Raw genomic sequence first — 19,264 nt, 5'->3', positions numbered from 1 at the left:
GTGCTACAATGGTGAGTACAAAGAGATGCAAGACCGCAAGGTGGAGCCAAACTCAAAAACTCATCCCAGTTCGGATTGTAGGCTGCAACTCGCCTACATGAAGCCGGAGTTGCTAGTAATCGCGAATCAGCATGTCGCGGTGAATACGTTCCCGGGCCTTGTACACACCGCCCGTCACACCATGAGAGTTGGTAACACCCGAAGTCCGTGAGGTAACCGTAAGGAGCCAGCGGCCGAAGGTGGGATTGATGATTGGGGTGAAGTCGTAACAAGGTAGCCGTAGGAGAACCTGCGGCTGGATCACCTCCTTTCTAGGGAGTAGATGTATTGACTTCGGTCGATGCAATAGAAGAATATTAATTTGTTCTTCAAAAATATCTATTGTAATTAATCGTACCTAGTTCTCTGTTTAATTTTGAGAGACTAATTTTATCTAACTCTTAGGAGTTAGATAATGAATAGTTTTTCTTAAAATGTTCTTTGAAAATTGCACAGTGAAAAAAGTTGTTTTAAAAAAATTAAAACTACGCAAGTAGTTTATAAATTAATTTAATACAATTTCGCAAAATTAATATAACCGTCTATGTAAATAGACAGAATCAAGGTCAAGCTACAAAGGGCGCATGGCGAATGCCTTGGCACTAGGAGCCGAAGAAGGACGCGTTAAGCTGCGATAAGCTTTGGGTAGGCGCAAATAGCCTGTGATCCAAAGATTTCCGAATGGGGGAACCCACATAGTAACAACTATGTACTGCATACTGAATAAATAGGTATGCAGAGGTAGACCCGGGGAACTGAAACATCTAAGTACCCGGAGGAAGAGAAAGAAACATCGATTTCCTAAGTAGCGGCGAGCGAAAGGGAAAGAGCCCAAACCCAGGTCTTTGATCTGGGGGTTGAGGATAGATCATAAATACTGCAATTCCTTAATTGAAGATAGCTGGAAAGCTGCTCCGCAGAAGGTAATAGGCCTGTAAATGAAAAGGAAAAACAGTCAGATCTAATCCAGAGTACCACGAGACACGTGAAACCTTGTGGGAAGCTGGGAGGACCACCTCCCAAGGCTAAATACTACCTAGTGACCGATAGTGAAGAAGTACCGTGAGGGAAAGGTGAAAAGAACCCCGGAAGGGGAGTGAAATAGAACCTGAAACCGTGTGCCTACAACCGGTCGAAGCACTTTATATGTGTGACGGCGTGCTTTTTGTAGAACGAGCCAACGAGTTACGATATGTAGCAAGGTTAAGTACTTAAGGTACGGAGCCGAAGGGAAACCAAGTCTGAATAGGGCGCATAGTTGCATGTCGTAGACCCGAAACCGGGTGACCTATCCATGGCCAGGATGAAGCGGAAGTAAAATTCCGTGGAGGTCCGAACCACGTTGGTGTTGAAAAACCATGGGATGAGCTGTGGATAGCGGAGAAATTCCAATCGAACTCGGAGATAGCTGGTTCTCCTCGAAATAGCTTTAGGGCTAGCGTCGATTAATTGAGTAATGGAGGTAGAGCACTGAATGGGCTAGGGGCTGACAACAGTTACTGAACCCTATCAAACTCCGAATGCCATATACTTTTATTTCGGCAGTCAGACTGCGAATGATAAGATCCGTAGTCAAAAGGGAAACAGCCCAGACCATCAGCTAAGGTCCCAAAGTGTAAGTTAAGTGGAAAAGGATGTGGGATTTCTAAGACAACTAGGATGTTGGCTCAGAAGCAGCCACTCATTTAAAGAGTGCGTAATAGCTCACTAGTCAAGAGATCCTGCGCCGAAGATGTCCGGGGCTAAAACTTACCACCGAAGCTATGGGTGTACACAATTGTGTACGCGGTAGAGGAGCTTTCTGTACTGGCTGAAGTCATACCGTAAGGAGTGGTGGACGGTACAGAAGTGAGAATGTTGGCATGAGTAGCGAGAGTTAAGTGAGAATCTTAACGGTCGAAAACCTAAGGTTTCCTGAGGAAGGCTCGTCCTCTCAGGGTTAGTCGGGACCTAAGCCGAGGCCGAAAGGCGTAGGTGATGGACAATCGGTTGATATTCCGATACCACCAATGGACGTTATTAGAAATGGGATGACGCAGGAGGATAAGATGTGCACACTATTGGATGTGTGTCTAAGCATTTAGGCGGAGCAAGCAGGCAAATCCGTTTGCTCTTAACGCTGAGATGTGATGGGGAAGGGAATTTATTCCCGAAGTATCTGATTCCACGCTGCCAAGAAAAGTCTCTATCGAGGATATTGGTGCCCGTACCGCAAACCGACACAGGTAGGTGAGGAGAGAATCCTAAGACCATCGGAAGAATTGTTGTTAAGGAACTCGGCAAATTGACCCCGTAACTTCGGGAGAAGGGGTGCCTACGTAAGTAGGTCGCAGAGAATAGGCCCAAGCAACTGTTTAGCAAAAACACAGGTCTCTGCTAAAGCGAAAGCTGATGTATAGGGGCTGACGCCTGCCCGGTGCTGGAAGGTTAAGGGGATTACTTAGCGCAAGCGAAGGTATGAACTTAAGCCCCAGTAAACGGCGGCCGTAACTATAACGGTCCTAAGGTAGCGAAATTCCTTGTCGGGTAAGTTCCGACCCGCACGAATGGCGTAATGATTTGGGCACTGTCTCAACAACACATCCGGCGAAATTGTAGTGCAAGTGAAGATGCTTGCTACCCGCGATTGGACGGAAAGACCCCGTAGAGCTTTACTGTAGCTTAGCATTGAATTTCGGTATTGTCTGTACAGGATAGGTGGGAGACTGAGAAACATGGGCGTCAGCCTGTGTGGAGTCATCCTTGGGATACCACCCTGACAGTACTGAGGTTCTAACTGGAGGCCATGAATCTGGTCACAGGACATTGTTAGGTGGGCAGTTTGACTGGGGCGGTCGCCTCCAAAAAAGTAACGGAGGCGCCCAAAGGTTCCCTCAGCGCGGTTGGAAATCGCGCGAAGAGTGCAAAGGCAGAAGGGAGCCTGACTGCGACACTTACAAGTGGAGCAGGGACGAAAGTCGGGCTTAGTGATCCGGTGGTACCTCGTGGGAGGGCCATCGCTCAACGGATAAAAGCTACCTCGGGGATAACAGGCTGATCTCCCCCAAGAGTCCACATCGACGGGGAGGTTTGGCACCTCGATGTCGGCTCGTCGCATCCTGGGGCTGAAGTAGGTCCCAAGGGTTGGGCTGTTCGCCCATTAAAGCGGCACGCGAGCTGGGTTCAGAACGTCGTGAGACAGTTCGGTCCCTATCCGTCGCGGGCGTAGGAAATTTGAAGGGAGCTGTCCTTAGTACGAGAGGACCGGGATGGACAAACCTCTGGTGCACCAGTTGTCACGCCAGTGGCATCGCTGGGTAGCTATGTTTGGAAGGGATAAACGCTGAAAGCATCTAAGCGTGAAGCCCACCCTGAGATGAGATTTCCCATAACTCGCACGTAAGTGCGGTGTTAGTAAGACTCCTGGAAGACCACCAGGTTGATAGGTTAGAGGTGTAAGCATGGTAACATGTTCAGCTGACTAATACTAATAAGTCGAGGGCTTGACCTAAATATATAATTAAAAGTAATGCGATATACTTCTTTCGCAGAAATTATTTCTTTCGTAAGAAAGAAACTAAGCTTCTGACAAAGGAAGAAGATTAATTCACTGTGCAATTTTGAGAGAATATCTCATAAAGTATATTGACAAGTTAACAATAGCTTGGTATACTTTAATTGTAAGGTTAATGCCTTATAAATCTGGTGATTATGGCATGAAGGTAACACCCGTTCCCATACCGAACACGAAGGTTAAGCTTCAATGCGCCGATGGTACTGCAGGGGTGACCTTGTGGAAGAGTAGGTTGTCGCCAGGTCAATACATGGATCTTTAGCTCAGCTGGTTAGAGCTACCGGCTCATAACCGGTCGGTCCGGGGTTCGAGTCCCTGAAGGTCCACCATATGTGGGGATATAGCTCAGCTGGGAGAGCACCTGCCTTGCACGCAGGGGGTCAAGGGTTCGATTCCCTTTATCTCCACCAAAAAACAGTCCAAATATGGGCTGTTTTTTATTTCGTTAAAAATTAGTCCTTAACGACATTTCAAAAGGAAATGATTTAATTATAGATTTATTAGGTAAGATGTATTACAATATAAAAGCAATAATATGAAATATGAAAGGAACTTTATGATGTCACTATATAGAGTAAAGCAGTTTTACAGGTCAATGGTTTCGAAGATTAATGATGAAGATTTAGAGTTTCTTAAAATGCATTTAGAAACTTATGAATTACAATTATTAAACCAATTACCTACTTATGAGCAAAAACACTGTATAAATGTAGCTAGGGATGTAAAATTAACTTGTAATCAAAGAAAGTTAGAATCAAATGATTTGATAAAGGTTGCATTGCTTCATGATATAGGTAAAATATATAATAGTATGAATCCAATAGATAAAGCTATAATGGTTATAATTCACAAGGTGACAAATGGAAAAATTAGAACATATAAGAAAAATAAAAATGTTAATATTTATTATAATCATGGAGATATAGGATATAGTTTATTAAGGAAGTATGGTTACAACGATAGAATTTTATTTTTAGTGAAAAATCATCATAATAATAATAATATAACAGGTGATATAGAATTAGATTTATTAAAAGAATGTGATGATAGAAATTAAGAAACTAATATATAGTTTCTTTTTTTGATTTATCACAGTAAAAGTATATATTAGATAAATATACTTATAAAAAAGGATGCTTTTAATTTAAAATCATTTATATGTTATAAAGTATTTCTAATAATACATAAAGAGTGATAGAATATAATTAAATACAAATATTGGGAGGAAAGAATGGATTCAAAGGAAAGAAGAGGATATATTAAAAACAAATTATTTAAAGACAATATTACATGTAAAGGTAACTTTTTAGCAGAGAAACTAGGGGTTACAAGACAAGTTATAGTAAAAGATATTGCAATTATAAGGGCAGAAGGTGTAAATATAATTGCGACTTCAGAAGGTTATTTAATACCTAAAGAAGAAAGTAATTATGTAAGGCGGGTAATTGCAGTTTCACACACAAGAGACGATATATATAATGAGCTTGAATGCATTGTAAAATTTGGGGGTATAGTAGAGGATGTAACAGTAGAACACTCTTTATACGGTGAAATAAGAGCAATGCTCATGATAAAGACAATTATGGATATTGAGAAATTCACAAGAAAGTTTAAAGAATTTAGTGCCAAGCCATTATCCTCGTTAACTAAAGGAATACACTTACATACTATAAAAGCGGATAATGAAGAGATTATAGAGTGTATTATAAAAGAATTAAAAAATAAGAATTACTTAATTTGTGAGTAATTTAATTATTAAAGGAGAAAGTATTATGGAAAATGTTGCACTTTTAAAATGTACGGAATATGATGTCGATTTAGTAGAAAAAAAGTTGCGAGAGGGATTTGAATTATTGGGTGGACACCAATTTTTGAAACAATTAATACCAAAAAACAGTAAAGTACTTTTAAAGCCTAATATGTTAAGTGTTGAGAGTAAAGGATCGCCAGTAGTAACTCATTATGCTGTTTTTGAAGCAGTAATTAGAGTTATTAGGGAATATTCTAGTTACATTAGCTTTGGTGATTCGCCTGGCTTCGGAGATTCAAGAAAAGCAGCAGAAAAATCTGGTCTTATGGAGGTTGCTGATAAATACGGAGTTACTTTTGAGGATTTTAAAGAGTCAGTACATATTAAATTAGATAATTCTATTTTATGTAAATCTTGGAATATCTCTAAAGCTGCTTATGAGGCAGACGTTGTTATATCACTGCCAAAACTTAAAACACATGCTATGGCCTATTATACAGGAGCTGTAAAAAATCAATTTGGTTGTATACCAGGAACGCAAAAAGCAACTTGGCATACAAGAATGCCTGATGCAAATAATTTTTGCAAGATGCTTTTGGATTTGAATACGGCCGTTGGGACTAATTTTGCTATTTTAGACGGTATAATTGCTATGGAAGGTAATGGACCTAAAAGTGGACAGCCATATAAAATGAATACTTTAATTATGGGACAGAGCTTAACAGCTGTGGATTCCACTGCCGTTAGACTTATAGGTTACGATGATCCTTTGGATACACCTGTTTTAAAAGAAGCATATGATAGCAAATGGGGAGTAGTACTTTCAAAGGATATAAACATACTTGGTGAAGACTTAGAATCTATGAAAGCAAAAGATTTTAAACTATGTAGGAAGGGAGGTAACTTTTATTTTATAAACCCAGGGGTAACTAATTTTCTAAGAGAAATGATAGCACCAAACCCAACCCTAATTAAAGAAAAATGCATAGGGTGTGGAAGGTGTGCTGAGGTATGTCCAGAGAAGCCTGCGGCGATTGAGATGGTACTAAAAGGAGACATATTAAATCCTAAATGGAATATGCATGAATGTATTAGATGTTTTTGTTGTCAGGAATTATGCCCAGTTGGTGCAATTGAAACAAAATATTCAAAGTTAGCTAAATTACTAAAATTAGATAAGAGGTGATTTTTTACGAAAAGAAAAAAGACCGTAGCTATCATTATAGCAATAATAGTAATACTTTTAGCTTTCTTAGGTAACATAATTAATTTTGCTATAAACATACAGTGGTTTAAGGAAGTAGGATATTTATCAGTATATTTTACTAAATTAACATCAATTTTAAAGTTAATGATACCAGTGTTTATGGTGAGTTATATTGCAATATGGATGTATTATAAAACATTTAAAAGTAGTATTTTAAGATGGAAAAAGGTTGTTGAAGTGAATAAAAATAAAGAAAGATTAAAACGCAAAATTATTATATTTATAAATGTTATAATCTCTTTTATAGTTTCGATTACCTTTGCTTCTAACTATTGGTATACAATACTGCAGTTCGCGAATGCTACAAGTTTTAATACTGTAGACCCATTATTTAAAAAAGATATTTCATTTTTTATATTCAAACTTCCATTAATTGAATCACTATATCGAATGTTCATAACTTTGCTAGTAGTATTAGTAATTATTACTATAGTAATATACATTACATTAACTGCTAAGGATCATATATTACATTCCAATAAAGAAAATATATTTTCTAAACTTAAAAACTTTAAGAGTGGAATAACTAAATTTGCAGGAAGGCAGCTTTCCATAGTGTCTTCACTAATATTTATGCTGGTAGCTCTTGGATACTTAGTAAAAGCTTGGAATCTAGTATACTCGCCAAGAGGAATAGTATTTGGAGCAGGATATACAGATATACATGTAACCTTAAGGTTTTACCAAACAATAGCGGTGGTATCTTTAATTGCAGCCATAATTACATTTATAAGTATACTAAAATATAAAACAAAGCCTGTGATTATATCTGTTATTGTGGTTGTTGCATTAATTTTTGGGGAACATATAACAGCAAATCTAGTTCAAAAGTTTCAAGTTCAATCGAATGAAAAAACTTTAGAAAAACCATATATTCAATATAATATAGACAATACGAGAAAAGCTTTTAATTTAGCCACCATAGGAGAAGTTCCATTTGAAATAAAAAATGATTTAACGAAAGAGGATATTAATTTTAATAAAGATACTATTGATAATATAAAAATAAACTCTTTTAAACCAGCATTAGAATTTTATAATCAATTTCAATATATGAGGTTTTATTATGGATTTAATGATTTAGATATTGATAGATATAATATAAATGGGAAATACAATCAAGTATTTATTGCACCAAGAGAAATTGAGTTAGAGTCATTAAAAGACAATTCAAATACTTGGCAAAATAGACATCTAGTTTATACTCATGGATACGGTGTGGCTATGAGTAAGGTAAACTCTGTAACAAGTGAAGGTCAGCCGGATTTTGTGATTAATAATATACCTTTAGAAAATAAAACAAGTATAAAAACAGATAATCCTAGAATATATTTTGGTGAAAGTACCAATGATTATAGTATAGTCAATACAAAAATTGGAGAGTTAGATTATCCTAAGGGTGGAGAAAACCAAATTAATAACTATGATGGAAAGGCTGGAATAAAGATGAGCGTCGCAAATAGAATTTTATTTGCAATAAATAAAAAAAGTACTCAGTTTTTATTATCCAACGATATAACTTCTAATAGTAAAATATTAATTGATAGAAATATAGTTCAAAGAGTAAAAAAAATTGCTCCATTTTTAACATATGATAGTGATCCATACATTGTAATTAACGAAGGAAGATTATACTGGATTATAGATGCATATACAACCTCCGATAGATATCCGTTTTCACAGCCACAAAATGGTGTGAATTATATGAGGAATTCAATTAAAGTTGTCATTGACGCAGTAGATGGAATACCTGAATTTTATATAGTTGATAAAAAGGATCCTATAGCAAATAATTATTCAAAGATATTTACAAAACTATTTAAGCATTCAGAGACAGTTCCTAGTGGTATAAAAGAACATCTTAGATATCCAGAAGTCTTATTTAATTTACAATGTAATGTACTTGGTAAATACCACATAACTGATCCTGGAGTATTTTATAACGGAGATGATGTGTGGTCTATAGCAACTAACAAAGAGAAGGTTGAGGGTAAAAATGAAAAAAACAAAGCTTCTTATGTAATAATGAAACTACCGAATGAAAGCACAGAAGAAATGATCTTACTTGAATACTTCAACACTAAAGGGCGAGATAACATGGTATCGTTATTGGCAGCAAGGATGGATGGGGACAATTATGGGAAAATGGTTTTATATAAATTCCCACCGAAGCAAACAGTATATAGCCCTGTACTATTTAAACAAAAGATGAATCAGGACACTATAATATCAAAAGAATTATCACTTTGGAATACACAAGGTTCACAAGTCCAATTTGGAGAAACATTAATTATACCAATTAAAAATTCTTTGATTTATGTAGAGCCTATGTATTTGAGAGCTAAAGGCGAGAAAAGCATACCAGAGATGAAAAAGGTTATAGTGTCTTATGGTGATAAAATAGTTTTAGCTGATAATATAGAGTTAGCGCTTGAACAAATATTTGATTATACAGACAAAAATAATATATCCCAAACTAAAGAAAAATCAAATTTAGATGAAAAATCATTGGAAAATATAAAAATTGCTAAAGAAATTTATAACAAGGCGTTGGAAGCTCAAAAAAATGGTAAGTGGGCTGAATATGGGATATTTATAAAACAATTAGGTGATACATTAAATAAAATAAGTGAGTAAAATATATTTAAATATAGTTAACATAATCAATCATATTAAAACCTCCTCAGTTTTAAATAGGATTATGTTACATTGTATTATCATGGAATGTTATCTTAGGACATATATTGTTGTATGTCCTTACTTTTATAGTATAATTTGTTTTGCGTTATGTAAAAATATATAGAGTGAGATAAATATTGTATAAAACAAAGGAATTTGAAATAAAATGTCGAATAAGTTTATATATATAAGAGTGTAAGGGGTATGGGGGTTATGTTATGAAATATACAAATAATAATTTGTATAAGGCTGGTAAAAATTCATTGTGTATAGGTACAGATTCTTTAAATATTAATAATTTACCTAAAGTAATAATAAAAAATATTTCAGATGCTCTTATAAACGGAGAAAAAATAATATTTTTTACAGATGATATATTCTATAAAAATATTGAAAAAAACTTTGATGGTGATGAAGACTTCATAAGGCATAATATAAATGAAGGTATCTTTAAAATAAAAACGTATAATATTGATACTTTTGATTATGACTATAGAGAGTTTTTAGATATTATTTTTGTTGTTAGACAAAAATTGAGAATAGTATGGGATTTTAAAAATGTAATTAGAAGAGTTGGAAAAGTAGATGTTTTAATTAAATGTGTTCAAAAAATAATAGAGTGTTCAAAAGATAATATTTCTAATATGATATACATTAACAATAATGTATATAACTTCAATGAATTGCATAGATTTAGCAATTTATTTCAAACATTAATTATTATAGATAGAAATAAAGAAATGGAATTTAAAAATAAGGGTGAAATAGAAAAAGCAATTTGGATGCTTCAGTCTAATTCACAACTAAAATATCAGAATAAAAATTTAGTTTTATTTAATGATATTTTTTCAGATATACCCCAAAATACAGATGAAAATGAATTCAGAGAAATCGTAATGAATAAAATTAAGGCTGTATGTGATGTAGATTTTTGTATTTTACATAGTTCAGTTAAAGAGCAAAAAAATGCGATAGAATTGGGTAATTATTATGGGATCACTAAAAAACATAAATATTATTTGATTAAGGATATAAAAACGATCCATTATATTAATAGCTTCAATGAAATGGTATTAAATAGTAATGGAGATTCATTATTAAATTTAAGTGAAATAGAGGACTCAGAATTAGTAGAAAAATTCAAGTTATTAGGCATAGTAAGCTATATGGCTATTAATGTAGAATATTATGATAGTTCTAAGGGTGTAATATGTATAGGAAGATATAAAAATAATAGAGAGCTATCTAAAAATAACATAGAACATTTAAAATCAATATGTAAAACTGCATTTTATTTAATACAGGATCAAAAAAGATTTTCTGATATGCGAAATAGACTAATACAAAACGAAAAACTGAGAGCTATGGGAGAAATGGCTGCGGGAATAACTCATGATATAAATAATATACTTACACCAATTGTAGGCTCTGTTCAACTTTTAAAGGATAAAACTAAGGAAAAAGAAAATTTGAAGTTGATTAGCATTATAGAAATATGTGCGTATGATGGAATCAATATTACTAATAAGGTTAAAAAATTAACCCAAAAATGTAATGGAAAAGATAATGATTTTGAAATTTTTAGTGTAGATAATGTAATTTCAGATGCAATAGATTTAACTAAAAGTAAATGGCTAACAGGAAGTAGTTTTAAAGGAATAAAAATAAGCATAATTAAATCATTAAAATCTAATGAGGAGATGCAAGGAAATATAACAGAAATAAGAGAGGTATTTATAAATATAATAGTAAATGCTATAGATGCTATGCCAAAAGGTGGTAAAATAGAATTCATTACTAAAAATAAAGCTAATATGGCTATTATAGAAATAAGAGATAGTGGAATGGGAATGAAAAAAGAGATTCAAAAAAGAATATTTGAACCGTTTTTTACAACAAAAGGTAATGATGGCTCAGGGCTTGGATTAAGTATCTCTTATAATATAATACTTTCACATAAAGGGAGCATGGAAATTGAAAGCAAACAAAATGTAGGAACTTCTTTTATTATTAAATTACCCCTATGTGAAAAAATAACTAAAAGTGATGACGTAGGATTAAGGGATGTAATTGATTTTGAAGGCAACATTCTTGTTATCGATGATCAGGAGCAAATAAGAAATGTTGTTGCTAGTATGATAAAATCAATTGTTAAATGTAAAACAAAGGCTTGTGGATGTGAAAATTTAGACTCAGAGTTACAAAGGAGAAAATATGATATAATTGTATGTGATTTTACCATGCCGAGTATTAATGGGTTTCAAGTTGCTGAAAAAGTTAAAAAAATAAACAATCAGACATATTTTTGCTTAATGACAGGTTGGGTGGGATCTTTTGAAGGTCAAGATATGAATAATGTTGATTTCATTTTAAATAAACCTATAAATAAAGAAAGTTTAAAAAAAATGCTTTCTTGTTATAGTATAAGAGATTGAATATCCATCAAATAACAATTACGTCTAAAATACGGGCGAAAAGAAGAATGGATGACTGTTCTTCTTTTTTAGTGAAATTAGGAAAAAATTTAACATATTGAGTCACATGTTTAAAAAAGGATATAATAATAATGTAAATTAAAACAGTTTTGTTTTATGCTGGAGGGTTACGATGGACTATGATGTACTTATTTTGGGCGGAGGAATAATTGGATGTGCAGTTGCTTATGAGATCTCAAAATATAATCTTAATATAGCTGTTATTGAAAAAGACTATGATATAGCGGATGATGTAGCATTAATAAACACTGCTATGATATATAATGGTATTGAAAGTGAAGATGTTTTAACTGCAAAGCTTGAACGTATGGGTAATAAAATGATGGATACTATAAGTGCTAAATTTAATGTTCCCTTTAAAAGGTGCGGTTCCTTAATAATTGCTCAAACTGATGAAGAGGTTGAAATAATCAAAAAAATATATAATAGAGCAATAGAGCGAGGCACGAAGGACGTATTTATTTTAGACCCAGAATACATATATGAAATGGAACAAAACTTAAATATAGATGTTAAAAAAGCGTTATATTCTAAAAATACGGGGGTAATTTGTCCATTTGATTTAGCATTATCTTATGGCGAAGTGGCATTTGATAATGGTGTAAAATTTAAATTAGAAGAAGAAGTAATAGATATTCAAGAAATATCAAAAGGATTTAGAGTTGTTACTAATAAAAATAAATTCACTTGCAAAATGGTAATAAATACAACACCTTCAGAAAATTACAGTATAGTAAATGAAAAAAAACTTCATGTAAATAATAATGAAGGAATATCAAAGTATATACTTTTAGACAATGATAAAAAAGCAAGATTTTCGCATGCATTATTTATGATTAATGTTAAAGGGGAAAGTATGTATACAATTCCAACTATGGAGGGCGATACTGTAGCTGCTTTTGATACAAAAAAGAATGTCAGTTATGATGAAATAGTAAATAGGGTATCCAAGATAACAAATGGTCTAGACGATATGGATGTTAAAATGTTTTTAGAATGGCCCTTTTTCGAAGAGCCTATGATAATTGATGATAGCGGTATAGATGATGGACTTATTCAGATTAAAGGAAAGCACTACGGTCAAGTTACTATGACACCTGCTATAGCAAGCATTGTATGTGAGAGTGTAGTGAGCAAGATGGAATGCAAGCTCAAAAAAGATTTCAATGATAAAAGGCGTGAGTACTATAAGTTTAGAGAATTGTGTGACGAGGAAAGAAAAAGTATTATTAAGATAGATAAAAAATATGGTAATATAATATGCGGATGTGAAAAAGTAACTGAAGGTGAAATAGTGGATGCTATAAGGAGACCTTTAGGTGCACGGACGGTAGAAGGAGTTAAAAGAAGAACCGGTGCTGCATTTGGAAATTGTCAAGGATCACATTGTTTAAACAAGATTGTTTCTATTTTAGCAAGAGAAACCAATAAGAAAATGACAGAGATAGTTAAGGACTCAAAAAATTCTAATATTGTGTTATATAGAATAAAAGAATTTGATAGTATGTAGGAGATGATTTTATTTGAGCGAAAAAACTGATTGCAAATTTAATGAAACTAAAGCAATATTAACAACTTTAGTTAGAATAAAAGGATCTAAATTACGAAATGTAGTTCCAGTAAAAAGTAGTAAACCTATTAGTAAGAAGTTATGGATCGAATGCTCAAAAGCATTAAGCAGGATACATGTAGGTCCTCCTATAAAAATAGGGGATATAGTATGTAAAAACGTACTTAATACTGGAGTTGATATTATTTGCACAAAAAATATTGAAAGAAATACTTAATTAAAATTTTACAAGAATAAATAATTAATAATATTTAAGGAGGAATAGTCATGTTAGATTTGAAAAGAATAAGAAATAATCCAGAAGAAATAAAAAAATTAATGAAAAATAGAGGGGAAAATTTTGATTTATCAGTAATTGATGAAGTGGTATCTCTTGATAAAGCAAGAAGGGATATATTAGTTGAGGTTGAAGAATTAAAAAATAATAGGAACACTCAATCTGCGCTTATACCAAAGCTTAAGAAAAGTGGAGAAAATGTAGAAGAAATTATGTCCCAAATGAAAAAACTTTCAGATGAAATTAAAAATTTTGATATTGAGCTATATGAAGTAAATGAAAAAATTAAAAATATTATGTTAAGTATCCCAAACATACCGAGTGTAAATGTGCCAGAAGGGGATACCGAGGAAGATAATGTTGAAGTGAAAAAATGGGGAGAGCCTAAACATTTCAGCTATGCAGCTAAAGCGCATTGGGATTTGGGAACAGACAATGATATTTTAGATTTTGAAAGAGGCGCAAAGATTACGGGTTCAAGATTTACAGTATATAAAGGCCTCGGAGCAAGGCTTGAAAGAGCACTAATAAGTTATTTTTTAGATCTTCATGTGGATAACAATGGGTATACAGAAATACTGCCTCCATATATGGTTAATAGACAAAGTATGATCGGTACGGGTCAATTACCTAAGTTTGAAGAAGATGCTTTTAAAGTGGCTAATACAGACTATTTCTTAATACCGACAGCAGAGGTACCTGTTACAAATATTTATAGAGATGAGATATTAAGTGGTCAAGATCTTCCTATAAAGCATGTTGCGTATAGTGCTTGTTTTAGACAAGAAGCAGGTTCAGCAGGAAGGGATAGTAGAGGACTTATAAGGCAACATCAATTTAATAAAGTAGAACTTCTTAAATTCACAAAGCCTGAGGATTCATATGCAGAGCTTGAAAAGTTACTTATGGATGCAGAGTCAGTATTACAAGGACTTGAATTACCTTATAGAATAGTTAAGATATGTAAAGGCGATTTAGGATTTACAGCATCATTTAAATATGATATCGAGGTTTGGATGCCAAGCTACAACAAGTATGTTGAAATATCAAGCTGTAGTAATTTCGAGGATTTCCAAGCAAGGCGTGCCAACATTAAGTATAAAGATGATAAAAAGGATAAAGCTAATTATATTCATACACTAAATGGATCAGGGGTAGCTATTGGAAGAGCATTAGCTGCAGTACTTGAAAACTACCAGAATGAAGATGGATCAGTAACTATTCCAAATGTTTTAGTGAAGTATATGGGACAAAAAACATTAATTTCAAAATAAGTATTTAAATTATTAATTTATATCATAATAATAAATGAGCAACTTAAGTATTTAATATTAAGTTGTTTATTTATTATAGTATATGAAATTGAAGTTTATGGCATGAAATATAAATGTGTTGACAGGTGATGTTTATGCTGATATAATAAATCTTGTCGTTAAGATATGGAGGGATGGTCGAGTTGGTTTAAGGCACCGGTCTTGAAAACCGACGTACGTGAAAGCGTACCGTGGGTTCGAATCCCACTTCCTCCACCATTTTTTAACGACATAAAATTAAGCTATGGAGAAATACTCAAGTGGCTAAAGAGGTGCCCCTGCTAAGGGTATAGACTGGGAAACTGGTGCGAGGGTTCAAATCCCTCTTTCTCCACCAGCAACATCTAACATTTGTTAGATGTTTTTTATTTTCACATAATATATTATGTTGGTAAATGTTTTCAAAAAAATATTGACAGGATATCAACATGCTGATATAATTAACCTTGTCGTTAAGATATGGAGGGATGGTCGAGTTGGTTTAAGGCACCGGTCTTGAAAACCGACGTACGTGAAAGCGTACCGTGGGTTCGAATCCCACTTCCTCCACCATTTTTTAACGACATAAAATTAAGCCATGGAGAAATACTCAAGTGGCTAAAGAGGTGCCCCTGCTAAGGGTATAGACTGGGAAACTGGTGCGAGGGTTCAAATCCCTCTTTCTCCACCAAAAGTATCTAACAATTGTTAGATACTTTTTTTACTTTATTGAATAACTACAAGGTGAATTATACGCCCACTGAAGTTTTTTATTTGTTAGGGCATGTAACTCATAGCTATAGAGGAGGGAGACTTTCCTTCTGAAAAATCGTTATATTACAAAATAAGTAATTTGATTATTGAATTAAAAGTAAATAAAAGGTATAATTATAGTATTAAAATAATAAAGAAGGCTAAAATATGTTAAAAGGTAATAAAATATTATTGAGATGTGTAGAGAGACGAGATTTGAATATATTTTATGATATTTGGGCTGATGAAGAGGTTAGGAGACTTGATGGTAATTTTAGATTGCCTCCATCTAAAGAGGATATATTAAATAATTTTAATAAGTTTATTAATCTTGATAAGAAATATCTTAGCATTATAAATGGAAAAGGCGTAGTTGTAGGATATATAACGTTTAGAGAAATTAGTGAAAGTAAAAATGTATATGTATTAGGTATAACTGTAGGTCAAAACTTTTGGAATAGAGGATATGGGCAAGATTCTGTAAAGGTTTTGTTAAAATATTTATTCATGGATATTGCTGCGCATAGAGTAGAGCTCGAAGTACTAGATTTTAATTTAAGAGCAATTCAATGTTATAAAAAATGTGGGTTTATAGAAGAAGGAAAGAAGAGAAAGACTTGCTTTTCCTATGGGAATTATAGGGATGTAATTATTATGGGAATTCTTAGAGAAGATTTTGTAAATAAAAGTTTGTAAATAAATCTTTACTCTTAGCATATAATATGGTAATATAGTAATGATATATATGCGTTGGTAGCTCAGTTGGATAGAGTAGCTGGCTACGAACCAGTTGGTCGCAGGTTCGACTCCTGTCCGACGCACCATAAGAACCCAGTAACTGTAATAGTTACTGGGTTCTGTCGTTTTTTTTGAAGGTTGTATAAAATATAAAAATGAAGAATAATTCCATATGTGAACAGAGATGCTGCAAATGGTGTACCGTACACCCTTTGTTAATGGCTATATGGCACCAAAGAAAAAACTGCACCAGTTCCAATGACTAAGGATCTAAATGTGAAAAATCTAAATTTAAAGTTAAGAACTAATTATGCATAAAAAAATAGGACTGAAAAGTTATTTCAGTCCTATTTCTTCTCCCATTAATACAGAAGTTTCAAAACCTAATTGTGTTTGGTTTAGTAAATCCTCATGAATTTTTACGACATCTTTTTTAAAAAACAGGATTACAGTGGAACCACCGAATTTGAAGTACCCTTTTTCCTCTCCTTTTGTAATTTTGGCATCTGTACTATAACTTTGAAGAATTGAACCTACGCAAGTAGCACCAACCTCCATGCAAATAACATCACCAAAGTTATCTGAGTGAAAAATGCTCCATTCTCTTTTATTTTGACAAAATAATTTTTTTATATTTTTTAATGCTATAGGGTTTACAGAATAATAATGACCTTTGATTCTAGTTGTATCGCTACAGACACCATCATCAATAAAATGAAAGCGATGATAATCAGTTGGGCATAATCTAAAGATTAAGCAGGTACCTCCATCGTACAAATTGTATACTTCATTATCTTGGAGTAGTTCTTTAAGCGAATAAGTAAAGCCTTTTACTTGGACTAAATCATTCAAGTTAATATTATCGTAAGCCAAAATTTTGCCGTCACAAGGCGAGATTAAAGCATTATTATTTTTATCAATTATTCGGGCACTTGTATTTAAAGGTCTTATAAAAAAATCATTAAAAGACGAATACTCATTATAAGTCTTAGTGTATAAAGACATATCAATATCAAAATCTTTAATAAAATCTTTGATTTTTCTAGAACTTATTTTTGTGTCGCAGTAATAACCATATAATTTTGAAAATAGCTTTTTCTTAAGTAATAACTCAACTAGTCCTTTTCCAGAAGGAGAGGAATAAGACCAATTTAAATACTTTTCACCAGCGACCTTTTCAATTTCATATTTATTTTGTTTTCTATTGTAATACTTAATCATAAAAATACCTCGTTTTTATAGTTTATGTTATAATTTGCCGGATTTTATTATAGAGATTAATAACCAAAAGCCCATAAATGCCGCAGCCAAAAAACCAGTTATACCAATAAGTGATATGTTATATATTTTAGGCCCTATATTAGAATTTAAAATTGTACAAGATCCTATAATCATTGAAGAAATAATAAGGCCAAAAACTAATCGGTTTATACCTTTATTTAATTCATTTATAGGAGCGTTTAAATTTTTATGTTCTAATTGAAGTTTAGCTCTTCCCGTTATTAGACTTTCAGATAATTCTATAATTTTTGATGGAAGTTTAAATGAATCTTTTATAAATGAATATGTATAAATAAGTAAAGTATTAGAATCTAGATTTTTTAATAAAGAAAATTTATTATTATCCTTTACATAAGGGATAGCTATATCTATTATTTTTATATCAGGAGCGATACTTGCTATTACACCTTCTAAAATTACAAGAGCTCTTATTAGAAGTGTAAAATCACGAGGTAGACGAATATTGTTTTGTTTAGCTATATTAAAGATTTCAGAGAGCATAACGGAAATCTGAATGTTGTTTAAAGAAACTGAAAGATAATTTACAATTAGATAATCTAAGTCTTCATATAGTTTATTTCTATCTACATAGCCCTTTTTTATTCCTATAGATAAAAGAGATGAAATCATTTTATTTATGTCATTAAGAACAACAGCTGATATCATATCATTTAGTGTTGATTTCAATGAATTCGAGAGACTCCCCATAATTCCAAAGTCAATAAAACAAATTTTACCTTCGCATATAAATATATTTCCGGGGTGTGGATCTCCGTGAAAAAAGCCATCTTGTAGAACTTGTTTTAAGTAAGATAAAGCTAATTTCTTACCTAAATCATCAAGATCATAATGAAAAGTTAGGAGCTTTTTCATATCATCTACTTTAAAGCCATAAATTCTTTCCATAGTTAAAACCCTAGTACTAGATAAATCTTGAACCACGTAAGGTACATATAAAAATGCAACATCTTTGTTGAGATTTTTAAAGTTATTTATATTTTTAACTTCATTGTTAAAATCAAGCTCAAGTTCAGTTGCTAAAAGTATTTCATGTAAGGCTTCTTCAGGGTCGATTGGTGAATCAGAGAATTTTGTTTTTGTGAATTTTATTATACGAACGAGTATAGAAATATCTAATTTCATCTTTTTTGCAATATCTGGTCTTTGTATTTTAACTACTACATCCCTACCATCCTTTAAGGTAGCCTTATGCACTTGAGAAATAGATGCAGAGGCTAAAGGTTCTTCGTAAAACTTTTGAAAACACTCAGTTGTTGATTTTCCAAATTGATCAAAGAATACTTTTTTTATGGTTTCAATGTTTTCTGGAAGTACGCTATCTTGGAGCTTTGACAGTTCTACTATATAAGCTGAGGGTAATAAATCTGGTCTAGTACTCAATATTTGGCCAATCTTTATAAAAGTAGGGCCAAGCTCTTCAAAGGCTTTCCTTAAATTTTCAGGGAGTTTATTTTGTTTGTTAAATTTAGAGTCTATAATATATCCAAAGCCATAAGAGCCAAGAACTTTAATAATTGTTCTAAATCGATTAACAGAATTACGTCGCATT

10 protein-coding genes, 7 tRNA genes, 3 rRNA genes and 1 pseudogene (1 of these 21 running past the window's edge) are annotated in these 19,264 nt (G+C 32.8%); 19 read left to right on the top strand and 2 right to left on the bottom strand.

The features are described from left to right. From ACWJJ2_RS13690 to ACWJJ2_RS13600, 19 genes and pseudogenes are all read left to right on the top strand, one after another. Positions 1–311 (top strand): 16S ribosomal RNA (locus ACWJJ2_RS13690); it begins 1,207 nt to the left of the window's first position. 292 nt (positions 312–603) lie between these two features. Beyond that, positions 604–3,529: ribosomal RNA gene (locus ACWJJ2_RS13685) — 23S ribosomal RNA — on the top strand. Positions 3,530–3,719: 190 nt separating this feature from the next. Next, positions 3,720–3,836: ribosomal RNA gene (gene rrf / locus ACWJJ2_RS13680) — 5S ribosomal RNA — on the top strand. The 16S, 23S and 5S rRNA genes sit together here with 2 tRNA genes alongside, the layout of an rRNA operon. Before the next feature lie 8 nt (positions 3,837–3,844). Beyond that, positions 3,845–3,921, top strand: a tRNA-Ile gene (locus ACWJJ2_RS13675). A gap of 5 nt (positions 3,922–3,926) precedes the next feature. Beyond that, a tRNA-Ala gene (locus ACWJJ2_RS13670) sits at positions 3,927–4,002 on the top strand. A 185-nt stretch (positions 4,003–4,187) separates the two neighbouring features. After that, positions 4,188–4,649 carry an HDIG domain-containing metalloprotein gene (locus ACWJJ2_RS13665; protein ID WP_462953403.1) on the top strand — a complete coding sequence of 154 codons (462 nt, stop codon included), beginning with the start codon at positions 4,188–4,190 and terminating at the stop codon, positions 4,647–4,649. 174 nt (positions 4,650–4,823) lie between these two features. Then, complete coding sequence (locus tag ACWJJ2_RS13660) at positions 4,824–5,339, top strand: transcription repressor NadR (RefSeq protein ID WP_216304407.1); 516 nt, start codon at positions 4,824–4,826, stop codon at positions 5,337–5,339. Positions 5,340–5,364: 25 nt separating this feature from the next. Further along, the gene (locus tag ACWJJ2_RS13655) at positions 5,365–6,528 is read left to right on the top strand and encodes a DUF362 domain-containing protein (protein ID WP_165414679.1); all 1,164 of its coding nucleotides are present in this window, start codon (positions 5,365–5,367) and stop codon (positions 6,526–6,528) included. Positions 6,529–6,558: 30 nt separating this feature from the next. After that, the gene (locus ACWJJ2_RS13650; RefSeq protein ID WP_462954344.1) at positions 6,559–9,246 is read left to right on the top strand and encodes a UPF0182 family protein; all 2,688 of its coding nucleotides are present in this window, start codon (positions 6,559–6,561) and stop codon (positions 9,244–9,246) included. A 260-nt stretch (positions 9,247–9,506) separates the two neighbouring features. After that, positions 9,507–11,723 carry a hybrid sensor histidine kinase/response regulator gene (locus ACWJJ2_RS13645; RefSeq protein ID WP_216304408.1) on the top strand — a complete coding sequence of 739 codons (2,217 nt, stop codon included), beginning with the start codon at positions 9,507–9,509 and terminating at the stop codon, positions 11,721–11,723. Between the two features lie 172 nt (positions 11,724–11,895). Then, positions 11,896–13,293: an NAD(P)/FAD-dependent oxidoreductase gene (locus ACWJJ2_RS13640; RefSeq protein ID WP_216304409.1), complete on the top strand. Its 1,398-nt coding sequence runs from the start codon at positions 11,896–11,898 to the stop codon at positions 13,291–13,293. Positions 13,294–13,333: 40 nt separating this feature from the next. Then, positions 13,334–13,570: pseudogene (locus ACWJJ2_RS13635) on the top strand (DUF1667 domain-containing protein); the annotation flags it as partial. Between the two features lie 50 nt (positions 13,571–13,620). After that, positions 13,621–14,904: a serine--tRNA ligase gene (serS, locus tag ACWJJ2_RS13630; protein WP_216304411.1), complete on the top strand. Its 1,284-nt coding sequence runs from the start codon at positions 13,621–13,623 to the stop codon at positions 14,902–14,904. A gap of 167 nt (positions 14,905–15,071) precedes the next feature. Beyond that, positions 15,072–15,162, top strand: a tRNA-Ser gene (locus ACWJJ2_RS13625). Positions 15,163–15,189: 27 nt separating this feature from the next. Continuing rightward, positions 15,190–15,280: transfer RNA gene (locus ACWJJ2_RS13620), tRNA-Ser, on the top strand. Positions 15,281–15,404: 124 nt separating this feature from the next. Next, positions 15,405–15,495, top strand: a tRNA-Ser gene (locus tag ACWJJ2_RS13615). 27 nt (positions 15,496–15,522) lie between these two features. Then, a tRNA-Ser gene (locus tag ACWJJ2_RS13610) sits at positions 15,523–15,613 on the top strand. A gap of 230 nt (positions 15,614–15,843) precedes the next feature. Next, a complete protein-coding gene (locus ACWJJ2_RS13605; RefSeq protein ID WP_216304412.1) occupies positions 15,844–16,371 on the top strand; it encodes a GNAT family N-acetyltransferase in 528 nt (175 codons plus the stop codon). Between the two features lie 51 nt (positions 16,372–16,422). After that, positions 16,423–16,499 (top strand) — tRNA-Arg (locus tag ACWJJ2_RS13600). Positions 16,500–16,749: 250 nt separating this feature from the next. Here the strand turns inward: ACWJJ2_RS13600 and ACWJJ2_RS13595 are convergent. Together ACWJJ2_RS13595 and ACWJJ2_RS13590 are read right to left on the bottom strand one after the other, a co-directional pair. Continuing rightward, a complete protein-coding gene (locus tag ACWJJ2_RS13595) occupies positions 16,750–17,634 on the bottom strand; it encodes a phosphatidylserine decarboxylase (RefSeq protein WP_216304413.1) in 885 nt (294 codons plus the stop codon). Between the two features lie 27 nt (positions 17,635–17,661). After that, on the bottom strand, positions 17,662–19,263 hold the full coding sequence (locus ACWJJ2_RS13590) for an ABC1 kinase family protein (protein ID WP_165414905.1): 1,602 nt from the start codon (positions 19,261–19,263) through the stop codon (positions 17,662–17,664). Position 19,264 lies beyond the last annotated feature (1 nt).

The sequence above is a fragment of the Clostridium sp. CM039 genome, assembly GCF_055081075.1.
Note: the sequence above shows the minus strand (reverse complement) of the source record. Positions and strands in the feature narration are given on the sequence as shown.